This window comes from Streptomyces aurantiacus (assembly GCF_001418335.1).
GTDB classification, from domain to species: Bacteria; Actinomycetota; Actinomycetes; order Streptomycetales; family Streptomycetaceae; genus Streptomyces; species Streptomyces aurantiacus.
The window spans coordinates 19,618-36,345 of the sequence record NZ_LIPP01000035.1; the positions used below are offsets into that span (position 1 = coordinate 19,618).

The 16,728-nt window shown below is 69.1% G+C and carries 13 protein-coding genes and 1 pseudogene; 6 read left to right on the forward strand and 8 right to left on the reverse strand.

Going from position 1 to position 16,728, the window contains the following annotated elements; translation table 11 throughout:
* Nucleotides 1-81 precede the first annotated feature (81 nt).
* The 5 genes from AOK01_RS05440 to AOK01_RS05455 all read right to left on the reverse strand — a co-directional run bounded on the left by AOK01_RS05440 (nucleotide 82) and on the right by AOK01_RS05455 (nucleotide 8,513).
* Nucleotides 82-3,714 carry a LamG domain-containing protein gene (locus AOK01_RS05440; protein ID WP_055508966.1) on the reverse strand — a complete coding sequence of 1,211 codons (3,633 nt, stop codon included), beginning with the start codon at nucleotides 3,712-3,714 and terminating at the stop codon, nucleotides 82-84.
* 89 nt (nucleotides 3,715-3,803) lie between these two features.
* Nucleotides 3,804-5,330, reverse strand: coding sequence for an FG-GAP repeat domain-containing protein (locus AOK01_RS05445; RefSeq protein ID WP_245702111.1), 1,527 nt, complete (start codon nucleotides 5,328-5,330; stop codon nucleotides 3,804-3,806).
* A 604-nt stretch (nucleotides 5,331-5,934) separates the two neighbouring features.
* Nucleotides 5,935-6,666: an SDR family NAD(P)-dependent oxidoreductase gene (locus tag AOK01_RS05450; protein ID WP_055508971.1), complete on the reverse strand. Its 732-nt coding sequence runs from the start codon at nucleotides 6,664-6,666 to the stop codon at nucleotides 5,935-5,937.
* Nucleotides 6,667-7,076: 410 nt separating this feature from the next.
* Nucleotides 7,077-7,772, reverse strand: coding sequence for a hypothetical protein (locus AOK01_RS43380; RefSeq protein ID WP_157871194.1), 696 nt, complete (start codon nucleotides 7,770-7,772; stop codon nucleotides 7,077-7,079).
* Between the two features lie 42 nt (nucleotides 7,773-7,814).
* Nucleotides 7,815-8,513 (reverse strand): Uma2 family endonuclease, encoded by a 699-nt coding sequence (locus AOK01_RS05455; RefSeq protein ID WP_079103177.1) that lies wholly within the window; start codon nucleotides 8,511-8,513, stop codon nucleotides 7,815-7,817.
* 158 nt (nucleotides 8,514-8,671) lie between these two features.
* Between AOK01_RS05455 and AOK01_RS05460 the strand changes: the two genes are divergently transcribed.
* From AOK01_RS05460 to AOK01_RS05475, 4 genes are all read left to right on the forward strand, one after another.
* On the forward strand, nucleotides 8,672-9,100 hold the full coding sequence (locus AOK01_RS05460) for a VOC family protein (RefSeq protein WP_055508973.1): 429 nt from the start codon (nucleotides 8,672-8,674) through the stop codon (nucleotides 9,098-9,100).
* Nucleotides 9,101-9,257: 157 nt separating this feature from the next.
* Nucleotides 9,258-9,665: a hypothetical protein gene (locus AOK01_RS05465; protein ID WP_055508975.1), complete on the forward strand. Its 408-nt coding sequence runs from the start codon at nucleotides 9,258-9,260 to the stop codon at nucleotides 9,663-9,665.
* Complete coding sequence (locus AOK01_RS05470; RefSeq protein WP_055508977.1) at nucleotides 9,662-10,183, forward strand: thiol-disulfide oxidoreductase DCC family protein; 522 nt, start codon at nucleotides 9,662-9,664, stop codon at nucleotides 10,181-10,183. The genes AOK01_RS05465 and AOK01_RS05470 overlap by 4 nt, the downstream gene beginning before the upstream one ends.
* A 10-nt stretch (nucleotides 10,184-10,193) precedes the next feature.
* On the forward strand, nucleotides 10,194-11,039 hold the full coding sequence (locus AOK01_RS05475; RefSeq protein WP_055508979.1) for a TetR/AcrR family transcriptional regulator: 846 nt from the start codon (nucleotides 10,194-10,196) through the stop codon (nucleotides 11,037-11,039).
* 71 nt (nucleotides 11,040-11,110) lie between these two features.
* On the opposite strand, the gene AOK01_RS05480 is transcribed toward AOK01_RS05475, so the two are convergent.
* A complete protein-coding gene (locus AOK01_RS05480) occupies nucleotides 11,111-13,546 on the reverse strand; it encodes an MMPL family transporter (RefSeq protein ID WP_055508981.1) in 2,436 nt (811 codons plus the stop codon).
* Nucleotides 13,547-13,714: 168 nt separating this feature from the next.
* Here AOK01_RS05480 and AOK01_RS05485 point away from each other — a divergent pair, with 168 nt between their 5' ends.
* Nucleotides 13,715-14,404: a response regulator transcription factor gene (locus AOK01_RS05485; protein WP_055508983.1), complete on the forward strand. Its 690-nt coding sequence runs from the start codon at nucleotides 13,715-13,717 to the stop codon at nucleotides 14,402-14,404.
* Entirely contained in the window at nucleotides 14,401-15,846 is a 1,446-nt protein-coding gene (locus AOK01_RS05490) for a sensor histidine kinase (protein ID WP_055508985.1), read from the forward strand. Before AOK01_RS05485 ends, AOK01_RS05490 begins: the two co-directional genes overlap by 4 nt.
* Nucleotides 15,847-15,867: 21 nt before the next feature.
* On the opposite strand, the gene AOK01_RS44715 is transcribed toward AOK01_RS05490, so the two are convergent.
* Both AOK01_RS44715 and AOK01_RS44720 read right to left on the reverse strand, forming a co-directional pair.
* Nucleotides 15,868-16,336, reverse strand: a 469-nt coding sequence (locus AOK01_RS44715) for a metallophosphoesterase (RefSeq protein WP_425424718.1), incomplete at its 5' end; no start/stop codon positions are given.
* A gap of 2 nt (nucleotides 16,337-16,338) precedes the next feature.
* Nucleotides 16,339-16,728 (reverse strand): annotated as a pseudogene (locus tag AOK01_RS44720) (metallophosphoesterase); the annotation flags it as partial.

The window sequence follows — 16,728 nt, forward strand, 5'->3', positions numbered from 1 at the left end:
ACGCGGCAAGAGCATGAGAAGGAAGTGGTACGAAGCGCTGGACGGGGGCGGGGTTCTTGGCACCCCGCTCCCGGAGGGGCACTACATGTCGGGTACTGCGGTCAGGAGGGACATCTGGTTCACGACCGCCTGGTCGACAGCCCCGTCGTACGCGCGGACCTCGTCGATCGCCCCGGCGAAGTACTCCGCCGAGCCGAGTGCCGAGCGCCCGACCTGCAGTCCCTTGGTGGTGGACCACAGCGTGTTGTCCATGCCGTAGGCGGTACTGGCCAGTTGGCCTTCCACGTAGAGACGGATCTCGTTGGCGAAGGCGTCGTAGACCACCGCCAGGTGCTGGCCCGAACCGCCGGTGTCGGGGAGCTCCTGATCGTCCTGGAACACCTTCACCGCCGACGATGTGGAGTCCGCCCCCGCCACCGCCAGCTCCCAGCGTGAATCGATACCGCCGTCCGGGTCGGGGCGGAAGCGCACCTGGACCCGGTTGGCCGCCGTGCCCGGCAGCGAGAGCACCGTCTGCGGGACAGTGCCATCGATGCTGGTCAACTGCGCACGGGCGGTGACGGTGAAGCTGCTCGCCCCGGTGGACGGTGCGGCCGCGGTGGCCGCATAGTCGCCCGCGCCGTCCAGGAGCAGATGCCCGGCGCCGACCAGGGCCGGTGGATCGACCGAGGAGAACGGGTCATCGGGATCAGGCGGCGCAGGCTGGTAGACCTTGGCGTTGCCTGCCAGCGTCAGTCCCTGTCCGCCACCGGTCTCCACCGACGTGGTGCCGCTGGCGGCATCGAGCTGCCAGTAGCCCTTACGCGTCGGCTTGATCGTCATCAGTTCCGCGACCTGCGAAGCCGGCAGCACCCGGTCGAAGACCCGGACTTCGGCGAGGTCACCCTTGAAGTGGTCGCGGTAGCCGCTCTTCGCCGTCGACCGGCCGATCTGGAGCGGACCGTAGGTCTTCCAGACGGAGCGGCGCTGCGCTGTGCCCACGGATGTCTTGTTGACATACAGCCGTAGCTGCGGTCCGCCACTCGCGTTCGCGTCGTACACGCCGGTCAGCAGGGCCCACTGGTCCTTGACCGGGGTGATATTCGTGGCCACTGCCTTCCATTCACCGAGCGTGTCCACGTCCGTCACGGAGGTGCCGAACGCCCAGGTACCTGCCGTGGTGTCGTAGCCGAGGGTGAAGCCGGGCACTCCGGTGCCGTCCTGGCTGACGACGGCCATGTCCCGGCTGAGGTCGGTGGGCCGGACCCAGGCACTGACGCTGAAGCTCTTGGCGGTGTCCAGCACGGTGTTGACCGAGTCGAGGTAGGCGTCCGTGCTGCCGTCGAAGGAGGCCGCCACGTCCGCCTTGCCACCCGGGCCGGCCACCCCGAAGGTGACCCCGGAGCCCGCGTCGGCCGCGTACTCGCCGCGTTCGTCGTGCGCCGAGGCGCTGCCCGCCACATCCGCGAGGTTCCACTGCGCGGCAGCCGGCTTGCCCTCGGTGACCAGGAACTCGTAACGGGCTTTGGTGCCTGCGTTACCCGCCTTGTCCACCGAGATGACTTCCACCCAGTTGCGGCCCCACTTCGTCGGCGTCCACGTCACCGAGACCGAACCGCCGGCCTTGGACGGGGTGGCAGCCGTGACGGGGTCGGCGTCGCTGTTGAAGCCGTACCGGAAGGACACCACGTCGGTGTCCGCGATGGAGTCGTTCGGATTGGGCGCGAAGGCGAAGGTTCCCACCGTGCCCACCCCGTCGTGTTCGACGGAATCCGAGGGATACTCTCGCGAGTTCACCAGCGGCTTGCCCGGTTTGGTCTTGTCCAGAATGAACTCGCACCGCTGCGGATCACCGTCCGTGCTCCACGGCCCCCAGCCGTCCCCGTCGTAGGCACGGGCACTCCAGTAGATGACCACGCCTTCCGGGATGCTCGCCTTCACCCGGTGCTTGAACGGCGTGGTGGAGGTCGGTGACAGATAGGACGTGTCGTAGGTGTACGAAGTCTCCGCCGTCCCGCCCTTCGGCGTCCACGCCACCTTGAACTGCACCTTCACCTTGTCCGTGCGCCCGTTTCCGTGGTCAGGGTCCGAGGCGTAGGCGGTCAGCCCCGGGGGCTCCTCCGCGTACGGGCGCGAAGTACCCCACTTGCAGGAGCCGCCCGGGTCGGAGGACATCTTCGCAGTGGAGATCTTCCCGGGCAGGTTGTTGTAGCTGACCGAAAGGTAGGCGTTGCCGCAGATCCGCTTCCACTCCGCGAACCGCGACTCGTCCGTGGCTCGCAGCCCCAGAGTCATCGAGGACCAGCCGTCCGTGGCGGCCGTCCTGACCGCGCCTGTCAGTTCCCCGGATGCGCCGCTCTCGAAGTGCAGATTGGCCTGGCTGCTGCACGAGGTCGGGGAGATCGCCTTGTCGACGGTCGCCAGGTGATCACTCCAGTCGTCCTTGGTGCTGTTCCAGTCGCTGGAGGAAGTCAGGGAACGATTCTTGCCGCCGACCCGGTAGAGCCGGATCGGCTCGGCGGTCGGACTCGCGCTGTAGATGTGGGCCACCCGGGCGGAGAACGTCGTGCCCAGGATCTGCTTGTCCCTGTAGAACGACATCGGCATCGTGAACAGCAGCCGCCGCACGCCCACGCCGTTGCAGGAGACCGGGTTGTAGTCGGTGGGGCACTGGCCCACGCCGGCGTCCCCGGAGTACTTCCAGTCCTGTTCGGACGGCATCCCCGACATCACACCGGTCCACGATGTACGGGGCGTGGTGCGCTGGATCGGATCGATCACTACCGGCCATACCGTGTCGGCGTCCCTGAACAGGGCCTGGTCGGGGGTAAGTGTCAACGCGTCCTTGCTGAGCTCGACCTCCAACGGCGCGGTGCGACCGCCGCCGCCCGGCCCTTCCAGGGCAGGCTCGCCCTCCTGCTCGCCGTCCTGCGCGGCTGCTGCCAGTGATCGCGTCACCGCGGTGGGACCACCGGACCGCGCACCGCTCTCAGCAGTCGCTGCCGAGTCCCACATCCTGGGCTTGGCCGCTTCGAAGACCGTGCCGTCGACAGCTTCGTCCCTGGCAACGATCGCCCCGGAGGCGTCCTCCGTGACCTTCAGCCCGACAGTCTTCAGCCCAAGGTCGATCTTCGCGATCTCAGGGGTGGCCGCCGCCTCCGGCGTCTTGACCACCAACAGGTGCCCGAACCCGTCGGCCTCGGCCCGCACCACCAGGTCGACACCGGGATGGACCTCCGCGTACGTCGCCGTGCTCCCCTCGATCTTCGGTGCGGGCAGCACACCGTCGGGCCACGTCAGCGACATCTCCCGGCCTGCCCGGCGCAGAGTCACGAACGGTTCGTCCTTCGCCCCGCCCGCGAAGGACACATCCACGGTGGCCGCCTTCGGCCCCCACCGCCCGTCCTCCCGCTTCACCAGGGCCTCATCGATCTCGACCCACTTGCCCGCCCGGATCATGCGGACCGGCTCGGTGTACTCCCTCGCCTGAAAAGTCCCGTCAGGTTGCGCGAACACCTCACGCCGCTCCGAGCGCAGCCCCACCACCTCGACCGGCTCACCGCTCTGGTCCGCCGCGGCCAGCGCAGCCGACTCCGTCCGGGCCGGGCCGGACGCCGCTATGGGCGCCTTATCGCCCGTACTGTCCGTTTCCGGACCCGGCGCGGCGCTCAACGTCAGCCCGGTCGCCACTACGGCCCCGGCAAGCGTCGCCGCCACGGCAGCGCGCAGCGCCACCCCACGTCCTGTACGTCTGGACAAGGTTCTGCTCTCTCCGGCCTGCCGCAACGCGTGAAGGAATGCAGAAGTACCGCGCTGGACCGCCATCACCGCACCACCGCGCCGAACGCCTTGCCACCGGCAGGAATCCCACCGGCGCCCGGCTTGTAACTCACCGTCGGAGCACCACCGTTGGCCACCTGCCACGAAAAGCCATGGACCGCCCGGGCCTCCGGCTCGCCATAGGGAACGCCGACATACAGCAGATCCGGTGTCGCACCCAGGCTCATCCCGGTGTACATGTGCGGCCCCGCCGCCTCACCCACGCCGTACCCGGGATCGACCCAGGAGTTGTCCGCGCCCGGTTCACCGACCATGGCCATGATCTGCACGCCTCCCTTCTCCAGGTCTTCCTGCTGCCACTCCTCGCCCGGCGCGCCGACCGCCAGACGGGTGGTGGTGGCCGTGCTCGTCGCGTTCGGTGAGGAGTTGACGGCCGCGAGCTGCTGCCCGAAGAAGTCACCCGCCTCGGACTCGCCCTCCATCTCACCGATGTCCTGGTCGACCCACGCGGTCTGCGTCGCCGTGCCCGAAGCCGTGAGCCGGAAGATGTGTACGCCGCCCGCGTCGGTCGTGGCGACCAGGTCCTCACCCGGCACGCCGACCGCCAACAGGGACTCAGTCGTACTGGTGGCACCGGACGGCCGGAAGGGAACCATCGCCAGCGCGGTACCGAACCGGTCCGCCGTCTCCCCCGCACCACTGATCGCGTCCTGGTCCTGCGCCAGACCGATCAACGGCTTGGGCGAGTTGGACACCAGCGTGTGGCTGAACACTGTCGCGGCACCGGCGAAGGTCACCGTGTCCAGCGCCTCCCCTGGAACCCCGACCGCAAGATGCGTCGGCGTCGCCGCGAGCGACGAACCGAACCGGTCGTCCTGCTCCGCGATGCCTGGCACGTCTCCGGCCACCACGGTGTCCTGCTGCACCGTCACTTTCGTCAGCGCGGTACCCGACAGGTAGAACACCGCCCCGGCGTCCGTGACGGTGCCGAGGTCCTCACCCGGGCCGCCGACCGCCAGGAACGGAACGCCACTCGACGACTTCCCCGCCGCGAGCGCGTAGCCGATCCAGTCCTCGTGCTCGGCCAGCCCCTCCAAGTGCTTGCCCTCGCCCTGGAGAATCTCCTTAACCGCCGGGCCCGCCCCCAGCCCGGCCGGCGCGCCGTAGAAGATCTGCACCGTTCCGGCGTCGCGGTAGTTCACCGCCGTCCCCGAGGCAGGCGTCACCGACAGGTCCTCGTACGGAATGCCGACCACAAGGTCACTGCAGCCGTCCAGATTCGCGTCGTACACCGCGAGGGAGTGCCCGAACCGGTCACCGTCCTCCGGCGCCCCGGGCGCGTTGGCCGAGTCCTGCGACAGCTCCAGGTTGCCCTCGCCGCTGCCATATACCACATGCACCGCACCGGCATCAGCATGCCCGGCGACCGTCGCCTCAGGATCGGCGATCGCCACATCCCGTTGTCCGTCGCCGTTGAAATCAGACTCCACACCCGACGGGCAGGCGACCGCCGCCACCGCTGAAGACGCCGAGCTCAGGCCCCCCGCGGCCAGCACGAGAGCTGCGCCCATGCCGAGCCAGCGTGCACGAATGCTCCCCATCTCCCACCCCTCGTACGTCACTTGTGAAAATTCTGTGACCGTATGGCGAGCGGACATTACCCCGAGTGATCATTTACTTGTCAAGATTTTGCTTGGAAGCGAGACCTCAATGACCGGTAAGTTGATGGAACTTGACCGGATCTCACCGAGGCGACCGACGCAGAGCCTGCCGCATGACTGCACGACCACAGCTCCGGACGGCCGGACGATATGCCCATATATCTCTGCTCTACGGCAGGTGGGCCTTCCGTTCAATTTCCCGTGCACCCGGGGGGAACGACAACGGGTACGAGGGTGCCCCGTTCCGCTGGGATGGCGAACGGCGCGAGTTGCTGCGTGCGGAGCTGGACGCCGTACTCTTCTCACGCCTACGGCCTTGGCCATGATGACGGTGAGTACGCACCGGAGACGCTCCCGACGGGTCAAAAGCACGACGAGGCCGTCTACAGCCTTCCGATCCCGGCCGAACAGTCACTTCGACCGCCCCAACGACCTGCATCACCACACCGGCGAAGTGGCACCCTGCGCCAGGCCGGCGATGGTGTCCCGCACCCGCGCCGGCTGAGCCGCGCGGTCAGACCTGCGCCGAGCCTCCGTCGACGAACCAGTCGGCGCCGTTGACGTAACTGGAGGCGTCCGAGGCCAGGAACGTCGCCACGGCGGCGATCTCGTCCGAGCGGCCGATCCTGCCGAGCGGCACCTGCGAGGCGAGTTGGTGGTCCGGGCCCACGGCGCCGATCAGGCCCGGGGTCTCGGTCGGGCCGGGGCTCAGCACGTTCACCCGGAAGTTGCGTTCCTGCGCGCTGAGCGCCCAGCTGCGCACCAGGTTGCGCACCGCTGCCTTCGATGCGCCGTAGATTTCCAGGCCCGGTGTGGTGCGGAGGGCGTTGGTCGATCCTGTCACCACGATCGAGGCGCCGTCCGACAGCAGAGGCAGCGCCTTCTGCACGGTGAAGATCGTGCCCTTCACGTTCGTGCCGAAGGTGGCGTCGATGGCTTCTTCTGTGATCTCACCGAGACGCTGGGGGACACCGCCGCCGGCGTTGGCGACCAGTACGTCGATGCGGCCCGCCTCCTCGCGCACGACCGAGTAGAGGTCGTCGAGGTCCGTCTGTACCGAAACGTCGGTCCGCACACCGGTGGCCGCCGACCCGATCTCGGCGACGGCCGCGTCGAGCGGCTCCTGACGGCGACCGGCCAGGAACACCCGTGCCCCCTCCGCGGCGAACCGCCTGGCGATGGCGAGCCCGATGCCGCTGCCGGCTCCGGTGACCACTGCCACCTTGCCTGCGAGTACTTGGTTCATCACGCGTCCACTCCTCAATTCTTGACCGTCCCGTCCAGAACGCTAACCGTTATGGACGAGACAGTCAAGAACGAGGGAGCCGCACCCGGGGCACGACCAGGAAGCTCGACGAGCAGCAGGTAGAGGATGGCGCCGCCGAACTGGCCAAAGCCGGCTGCGCCGGTGCTCGCCGAACTGCGCGGCATTGAAGCACTGGGCAAGGCCGGAGCGAGCGAGGAAGCGCTGACCGATATAGCCAGGACGGCACTTCCTGTCCTGCCCCGTCCCGCTCACCGACAGGGCATGAGGCAGGTCATGTACAGCAGAACAGGCCGCCAACAAGGCTTATGCGCCGACCGGTTGAGACGTCGAACCCCTCCCTCAACCGCACAGGAGCCTTGTCCGTTGCAGACGCCGACGTCATCATCCAATCAGTGGCCACTCTGCATGAGCTCTCTGAATGCACGACTGTAATAGGTGCGCTCCAAAGCATCCGGCGGATAGGAGAATTCAAGTATCGCCAAAGCATCATCAGAACAGCCTAGGAATTTCTGCATGGCCGCCAGCACCACGGGGCGCGGCCCCCGCGCAAATCCATCGCCCATATTACCCATGAGCGACCGAACGTTTTCGCGAACAAGCCCCTCCACCGAGCTTCTCGCATCCATATATGGGACTATCGAGGAATTTATCCAGCCCTTCAGGATATTAACCGAATCTCGAAGCTCACACTCATTACGGAATACTAAAACGGATGGGTTCCGCATGACTTGGTCGAGAACAGATCGTTCAACCACATCATTCCGCACCACATCTTCGGCGCCCTCCGGTAGCATCCTGCGAGCAACATCAGAAATACTGGCGTGCACGAATGAAACACTCAATGACACTTGAATTGAATCCGATGCATAACGAGGCCGAACAATAAGCTCGAAGTCAACTTTCTGCCTGCCCTCACCCCAGCGGCGAGAATATGAAACACTACGAGCCGCCCGTTTGAACCCTGCCACTTTCATGGAACCGTCAAGTTCATCAGCGAGGGCTTGACGGAGCCAAGCGAGCGCGGTGGCCCGCTCTGGACTCCGGACGCGAGAAAGATAGGCGGCGTACAGGTCGGATCGCATCACGTTATGTCTCCAACGCCGGCAGTGCTCGGAGCGATCGTAGTGTCACCCCTGCGCAGCGCCCCCCGAAGCACCCGGGCGCCGGTCGACGGCCGTCAGGTCGATCTCGATGTCGAAAGGTGCCGTGGCTTTGAGACGGTCGTGGAAGATGCCGGTGAGGCCGTACGACTTCGTGGCGGGGTCGAGTTCGTAGACGTAGACAACGGGGAGGCCCTTGTCCTCGTCCATCTCCACCCGCCAGAAGTGCGGTACCCCGGCCGCCGCGTACTTGCGGGGCTTGACCTCGTGGTCCCGTTGGCGGGAGTCGGGCAAGACGACTTCGGCCGCCAGGAGTACGTCCTCGGCCTTGAGCCAGGTCTGGTCGGGGGCCGTGGCCGCCTCCGCCGCGACCACCATCAGGTCTGGTTCCGGTCTGTTCCGACGGTCCAGCTTGACCGTGAACTCCCGATAGACGTCCAGGTGATCCGGCACCCGGTCCAGGAGGGCGTGTTCCAGGAGACTCAGCGTGCGTGAGTGGAATCGAGTCTGCGGAGTTCTGAAGACGAGGCCCCCGTCGATCAGTTCCGTGTGCGGCCGAAGGTCCGGAATCCGGTCGAGGTCGTCCGCCGTCCAGCCCTCGGCGGGCGGGATCGGCCGGCCGTACGCCAACTCGTCGTCGAGTTCGTCGTACCGCCCGTCCTTCGTACCGTCCTCCAGCCCATCCACCAGCCCGTCCTCGAATGCGGCTCCCCTTGGTACTTCCATGAGACGGAGTCTCGTTCGTTGGTTCGGCGCGCCCACGAGCAATGACCGCCCGCTCAGCCGAACGAGTGACCGACCCCCCGGACGCCACACGGGTGACCGCCCGGCCCTCTCCCCGCCGGCTCCCCCGCCCGCTCCGGTCCGCGGCCTAGCCTGACGGTATGTCAGACGATGAGTCGTACGAACTGCTCGGTTTCGACAACGTCCTTCTCCCGGTGGGCGACCTCGACGAGGCCGTGGACTTCTACCGGCGGGCCGGGTTCGCTCTCGGGTTCCGGCTCGACGAGGCCGGGATCGCGGGGCTGAAGGTCGGCAGGGAGACGCCCGGGGTGCTGCTGCGCCTGGAGGACGGGCTCGGGCACCGGCCGCCCGCCTGGGCCTCGCCCCGCGTGTGGATCGAGGTGCGGAACGCCAGGGGGAAGGCCGACGCCCTCGCCGCCGCCGGCGTGGAGCCCCTCGACGCGCCCCTCTCCGTGGCCACCGGCTGGACCGTCGAGATCGCCGACCCCTGGGGCAACGTCATCGGCTTCACGGACTACACCAAGCGGCCCGAGTTGGCACGCGCACACGCACGCGCCGACACCGACTGAGCCCCGCCCCCCCCCAGCCCAGCTCCAGCTCCAGGTGGCGAGGCGCACGTCACACCCGCGGCGCCCAGCAAGCGACTTGAACACGTTCAAAAACCCGTCTACATTCTCTCTCGACAGCGTTTTGAACGTGTTCAAGAAGTTGAGAAGAGGCGGGGACATGGACCTCACGGTCGTTGCTTATGTCATATATCTGCTGATCAGCGTCGCGCTGACGGTCTGGGTGGCGCGGACCCTCAGCCACAACGGGCGGATCTTCCTGGCCGACGTGCTCCACGGGAACGAGAAGCTCGCGGACGCCGTCAACCACCTTCTGGTGGTCGGCTTCTACCTGGTGAATCTCGGGTTCGTGGCGCTCTATCTCAACCAGGACGACGAGATCGCCGACGCCCGTGGCGTGTTCGAGGCCCTGTCGACGAAGCTCGGTGTGGTGCTCCTGGTCCTCGGCGCCATGCACCTGGGGAACGTGTACGTGCTCAACAAGATCCGGCGCCGGGGCCTGATGGAGCGCGAGCAGCTGCCGCCCGTGCCGCCGCAGGGCTGGGTCGCGCCGACGGCCGGCGCGTGACCGCGGTGGCCACCGCCGCCGGCCCGGACCGGGACGCCTCGCGCGTCCCGGTCCGCGGGCTCACCGTCCTGTACGACGCCGGGTGCTCGCTCTGCGCCTTCCTGCGCGACTGGCTCGTACGGCAGCCGCAGTTGGTGCCCCTGGAGCTGGTGGCCGCAGGGTCGCCCGAAGCCGCGCGCCGCTTCCCGGGGCTCGACCACGCCGCCACGCTGGAGGAGATCACCGTGATCGGTGACGGGGGCCAGGTCTACCGGGGCGCCTCCGCCTGGGTCGTCACCCTGTGGGCGCTCGCCGAGCACCGCCCGACGGCCCACCGGCTCAGCACCCCGGCCGGGGCCCGCCTGGCGCGGGGCGTGGTGCTCGCCGCCGCCAAGTGGCGCGGGGGGCTGTGGGCGCGCCGGGAGGGTACGTGGGGCGGGAGTACGTACACCGGGGCCGACGGGTGGACGTACGACCAGGCCGTGGGCTGGACCTACAACCCGCCCGCCTGCGCCGGCGGCGCCTGTCCGCCTCGTTAGGCTCTGTCCCGTGCCAGCAGCGAACGACAGTGCCCCGAGCCCGGGCGGTCCCGCGGCGTCCGGGAGTCCCGGCCCCTCGCGTACGCCCGCCAAGAGCGAGCAGACCCGGGCCCTCATCCTGGAGACGGCGATGCGCCTGTTCCAGGAGCGGGGTTACGAGAAGACAACGATGCGGGCCATCGCCCAGGAGGCCGGGGTCTCCGTCGGCAACGCGTACTACTACTTCGCCGGCAAGGAACACCTGATCCAGGGCTTCTACGACCGGATGGCCGCCGAGCACCGCCTGGCGGTCCGCGAGGTCCTCGACGGGGAGAAGGATCTGGAGGCGCGGATCGCCGGGGTCCTGAAGGCGTGGCTGGACGTGGCGACGCCGTACCACGAATTCGCGGTGCAGTTCTTCAAGAACGCCGCCGATCCGGACAGCCCGCTCAGCCCCTTCTCGCCCGAGTCGGAGCACGCGCGCGTGGAGGCCATCGGCGTCTGCCGCGAGGTGCTCGCCGGTTCCAAGGCCAAGGTGCCGGAGGAACTGCGGGAGGTACTCCCGGAGTTGCTGTGGCTCTCCCAGATGGGCCTGGTCCTGTACTGGGTCTTCGACCGGACGGATGGCCGTGAACGCAGCTACCGCCTCGCCGAACGCGGCGCCCGCCTCACCTCGCTCGGCGTCTCGCTGGCCCGTTTCCGCGTCCTGCGGCCCCTGGTCCGCGAGGTGCACGAACTGTTCACCGACTTCCTGCCGGGGATGACGAACTCCCTGCCGGACCCGGCCAAGAAGACCGGCCCGGCCAAGAAGACCGGCCGGGCCAAGGAGACCGGAACCCGACGCGGCGCCGCGAAGACCGACGCAGCGCCGCAATAAAGCCCGCCAAAAAATCCGGTGGCGGCCCGCGCCGCTTTCGCAAACCGCCACCGGAGCTTCGGAGGGCGCGGTCAGTTCACCGCGTCCACCTCGTCGTCCGCCAGCTCCACGTCGTAGACCAGCGGTTCCGCGCCGACCATCACATGGCGGGCCCTGGACGGGTGCTCCTCGGCCGTCACGGCCAGCAGGTACGAGCCCGCGGACGGGACCGAGACGATGTACGAGCCGTCGGCCAGCGACGTCACCCGGTCGAGCTGCCGGCCGCCCTTGGAGAGCAGGGTCAGCGCGGCGCCCTCGACGGGCGCGCCGTCCTGGGTGCGGACGAAGCCGTGGATCACGGTGGAACCGCCGCCGACACCGGGCGCGGGCGCCGGGGGCTCGGGGGCCTCCTCCTCGCGGGGCTCCACCGCCAGGTGCGGCAGCCGCTTCTCCAGGCCTGCGGGCAGCCACCAGTTGGAGTTCCCCAGGAGGTGCATCGCGGCCGGCACCAGGGCCGTACGCAGGATGAACGCGTCCAACGCGACCGCCGCCGCGAGCCCGATGCCCGCCATCGCGCCCTCCATGTCACCGCTGAGCACGAACGCGGAGAACACGCAGATCATGATCAGGGCCGCGCAGTTGATGACCCGGCTGGTCTCCGCGAGGCCGACCCGGACCGCACGCGCGTTGTCCTTCGTGTGCACCCATTCCTCGTGCATACGGCTCACCAGGAACACCTGGTAGTCCATCGAGAGCCCGAAGAGCAGGGACAGCATGATGACCGGCAGGAAGGCGGTGATCGGCCCCTCCTTGCCGAGGCCGAGGAGTCCCGCGCCCCAGCCCCACTGGAAGATCGCGACGATCACTCCGAAGGACGCCGCGGCCGCGATCAGGTTCATCAGGGCGGCCGTCAGCGGCACCACCAGGGAGCGGAAGGCCACCATCAGCAGCAGGAAGCCGAGCGAGATGATCGCCGCGACGAAGTAGGGCAGCCGGTCCCCCGTGACGGCCGCGAAGTCCTTGAAGACCGCGGTCACACCGCCCACATGGGCCTCGGCACCGGACGCCGGGATCACGCCGTCCCGCAGCCGGTCGATCAGCTGGTCCGTCTCCTCGGACTGCGGTGACGTGGTGGGCACGACCTGGATCACCGTGATGCCCTTGGCGGGCGGCGCGGCGGCGGCCTGGGCGACCCCCTCGGTCGAGCGGATCGTCGAGACGAGCGCGTCCACCTTCCCGGCGTCTCCGGCAGCACCGCCGTCCACGACCACCTGGAGCGGACCGTTGAAGCCGGGCCCGAAGCCCTCGGCCAGCAGGTCGTACGCCTGCCGTGTGGTGGTGGACTCCTGGTGGTTGCCCTGGTCGGTGGCGCCGAGCCGGATCGACAGGACGGGCAGCGCCAGGACCATCATCACGAGCAGCGCCCCGGCGGCGATCCACCGCGGCCGCTTCTGCACGTACCCGGACCAGCGGGCGGCGAGTCCGCTCGCCTCGGCCGGCTCCGGGCCCGAGGCGGCCAGCTTGCGGCGCTGCCTGCGGCTCAGCACCCGCACCCCGAGCAGCCCGAGGAGCGCGGGCAGCAGGGTGATCGCGGCGAGCACGCTCAGCACGACCGTCAGCGAGGTCGCGACGACCACACCGTCCAGGAAGCGCATGTTCATCACCAGCATGCCGGCGAGCGCGATGCACACGGTGCCACCGGCGAACAGCACGGCGCGGCCCGAGGTGTTGAGGGCCGTGACGGCGGCCTCCTCCGGCTTCATGCCGCGCAGGATGCCCCTGCGGTGCCGCGTCACGATGAACAGGGCGTAGTCGATGCCGACCCCGAGGCCGATCAACGAGCCGAGCAGCGGAGCCACTTCGGGTACGTCGGTGACATGGCTGAGCAGCGAGGTCGCCATCAGACCGGTGCCGAGGGCCGCGATCGCGACGACGAGCGGCAGCAGCATCGCGAAGAACGAGCCGAAGGCGAGGAAGAGGACGACCGCCGCGGCCACGATGCCGACCGTCTCGGCGATGCCGGTGGGCGGTTCCTGGGTGCGGGTGATCGCCTGGCCGCCCAGCTCCACCTGGAGCCCGGCGCGTTCGGCGTCCTGCGCCGTGTCGACGACGTCCTCCACGAGCGCCTTCGGCACACCGTTGGCCTGCTCGGTGAAGGTGACCTGGGCGTACGCGATCCGCCCGTTCTCGCTGATCTGGGTGGCCCCCTGGGCGGCGTACGGGCTGCTGACCTCGCCGACGCCCTTCATCCGCCCGATCTCCTCGATCGCGGGCTCGATCCGGGAGCGTACGGACGCGTCCCGCACCGTCCCCTCGTCGACCTTCCACACCACCGTGTCGGTGTCGCCCGACCGCTCCGGGAAGGCCTTCTCCATCAGGTCGTACGCGCGCGTGGAGTCCGTGTTCGGAAGGGTGAAGGTGTCCGCGTAGTTCGTGCCCGCGGCCGAGCCCGCGAAGCCCAGACCCAACACCGCCCCCACCCACAGAATCAGGACCACCAGCCGGTGCCGATAGCACCACCGTGCCAATGCCGTCACGCCTCAACGCTCCTTATCCGGTCCAACAGATGGTCCCCCAGGTCCTGCGGCTCAGCATCGGGCCGGCGCGGCCCCCAGGACATGACCGGGCCATGACTCACAAGGAACTCCAAGGCACGAGCCGGACCCGTTGTCGGTGCCCGCGCCGATACTGGGGGCATGACCGCTCACGAGGGGGCGACCGTACTGGTCGTCGAGGACGAGCCGAGCATCGCCGACGTCCTGACCATCGCCCTGCGCTACCACCGCTTCGAAGTGATGACGGCCGGGACCGTCCGCCAGGCACTGACCCTGGCCGAGCGCACCCGCCCGGACGCCGCACTCCTCGACGTGATGCTCCCGGACGGCGACGGCCGGGCACTCGGCCGCGAACTGCGCGCGAAGCAACCCGGCCTGGCCCTGGTGTTCCTCACCGCACGGGACGCGCCCACGGAGGTCGTCGGCGCGCTCTCCTTCGGGGACGACTACATCACCAAGCCGTTCAACATCGACGAGGTGATCGCCCGGGTCACCGCCGTGCTGCGCCGCACCCGCCCGGCCGACGTCCTCCCCGAGCGCCCACCGCTGCGCTACGGCGACCTGGAGCTGGACGAGACGACCTACTCGGTGCACCGCGCGGGCCGCACGGTCGAACTCACCCCCACGGAGTACGCGCTGCTGCGCTTCCTGGTGCGCAACGGCGGGCGGATCGTGCCCAAGGAGCAGCTGCTGCGGCACGTCTGGCAGTACGAGCACTCGGCGGAGTCGACCGTCGTGGAGACGTACATCAGCTATCTGCGGCGCAAGCTCGACACCCTGGGCGCCCCGGTGATCACGACCCGGCGCGGCGTCGGATACGGGCTCGCATGATCTTCCGGCACCGCCGGAGCCGCGGTATCCACTCGCTGCGCGGCCAGCTGACCCTGGCCAACGTGGCGCTGCTGGCGCTCGGCATCGTCATGGCGACGGCGGTGAGCCTGATGGGCATGCGGTACTACCTGCTCGACCAGGTCGACTCCGAGCTGCTCAGGATGCGGGACTCGCTGAAGAACACGCAGCTGACGGCGCGGCAGATGGACTCGCTGAGCACGCTGGCCTTCATCCGCGACGGAAACGTGCCGGAGGCGGACGGCCCGCCGGACGCGGACTCGCTCTACGCGGTGGTCGACTCCGAGGGAAGGCCCCGCTCGTTCGGCAGCCTCGAACCGACCGCGCACCAGCGGGCCCTCGCCGCCGAGGTGGGCGATCCGCGCTCGGTCACCGGCGACGCGGACCCGCGTGACGTGACGGTCGACGGTTCGCCGTTCCGGGTCGTCGGTGTCTCGCTGCACGACGGCACCGTCGTCCTCGTCGCCGGCTCGACCGACGCGCTGCACAAGGGAATGGCCAAGGCCCTCAAGTTCGATCTGTTCTTCGGAGTCCTGCTGCTGACGCTGCTCGCCGTCCTGACGATGTTCAGTCTGAGCCGGCGGCTGCGGCCCCTGGAGGACATGGTGGAGACCTCGTCGGCGATCGCCGAGGGAGACCTGGCCCGCCGCGTGCCGTCCAGCCACCACCCCACCCAGGAGGTCGAGCAGCTGCGGCTCGCCCTCAACTCGATGCTCCACCAGGTCGAGTCGGCGTACCGCACCCGCGAGCGCAGCGCGGCCCAGCTGCGCCGCTTCGTCGCGGACGCCTCGCACGAACTGCGTACGCCGCTGTCGGCGATCCGCGGCTACCTCCAGCTGTACGACAAGGGCATGCTGCGCGAGCCCACGGAACGCAAACGTGCCTGGGACCGGATGACCGGGGAGGCCGACCGCATGGCCCGCCTCGTCGACGAACTGCTCACGCTGGCCCGCCTCGACCAGCGGCCCGAGCTGCGCTTCAAGAACGTCGATCTGAGCCGCCTGGTGCGCGACGCGGCCGAGGACCTGCGGGCCCAGCAGCCCGGCCGCCCGGTGTCGGTGAGCGCCGCCGGAGCCCTCCTCGTACGCGCGGACGAGTCGGGCCTGCGCCAGGTCCTGGGCAACCTGCTGGCCAACATACGTACCCACACGCCCGCCGACATTCCCGTCACCCTCGATCTGGCGCGGGACGACTCGGGCGTACGCCTCTGTGTCGCCGACAAGGGCCCGGGGCTGGCGGAGGAGGACGCCGCGCGCGTCTTCGACCGCTTCTTCCGGGCGGGCGGCGGCGCGGGCAGCGGCCTGGGCATGGCCATCGTCCAGGGCGTGGTGAAGGCCCACGGAGGCGACGTGACGGTACGGACGGCGCCGGGCGAGGGCCTGGCGGTGACGGTGACCCTGCCGGCGAAGTCGTGCCCCGCGTAGGGCTCCCGACCTGGGCAGGCGTCAGGCCTGCTTGGAGGCCAGTTCCACGACGGTGATGTCGGACGGCGCCCCCACCCTGGTGGGCGGCCCCCAGGCACCGGCGCCCCGGGACACGTACAGCTGTGTGTCGCCGTAGCGTTCCAGACCCGCGAGGGTCGGATTGGCCAGGTCCGCGATGAAGTTGCCGGGCCAGAGCTGCCCGCCGTGGGTGTGCCCGGAGAGCTGGAGGTCGACTCCGTGGTCCACGGCGTCGTGGATCTGCACCGGCTGGTGGGCGAGCAGGACACACGTCCGGCTCCGGTCGCGGTCCCCGAGGGCCTTCGCGAAGTCGGGCCCCTGTCCCTCGTCCTCGCCTGCCACGTCGTTGACGCCGGCGAGGTCGAAGTGGGCCAGTTCGGTGCGGGCGTTCTCCAGCGGGCGCAGCCCCAGTTCCCGTACGCGCTCGACCCATTCCTCGGCGCCGGAGAAGTACTCGTGGTTGCCGGTGACGNNCGGCGCGGCGGCGGGTCCGAGGTCCTTCACACTGCCGTCGACGAGGTCGCCGACGACCGCGATCAGGTCGGGCTGGGTCGAGTTGATCGTGTCGACGACCTTCTGGGCGAACCCGCGCCCCAGTACGGGCCCGAGGTGGATGTCGCTGACGACGGCTATCCGGTACCCGTGGGCGGACCTCGGGAGCTTGGCCAGTGGAACGGTGACCCGCTTCACCTTGGGCCCGTTCAGGACGCCGTACGTCCCGTAGCCCACGGTGCCCACGGCGGCGACCGCGGCGGCCCCGCCCACGACACGCGAGACGAAGAGACGGCGGGAGGGGCCCGCGGCCACGGGCGTCGGCTCGGCCCCGGCCTCGGCTACGGCGGCGGAGGTGGAGGTGGAGGTGGA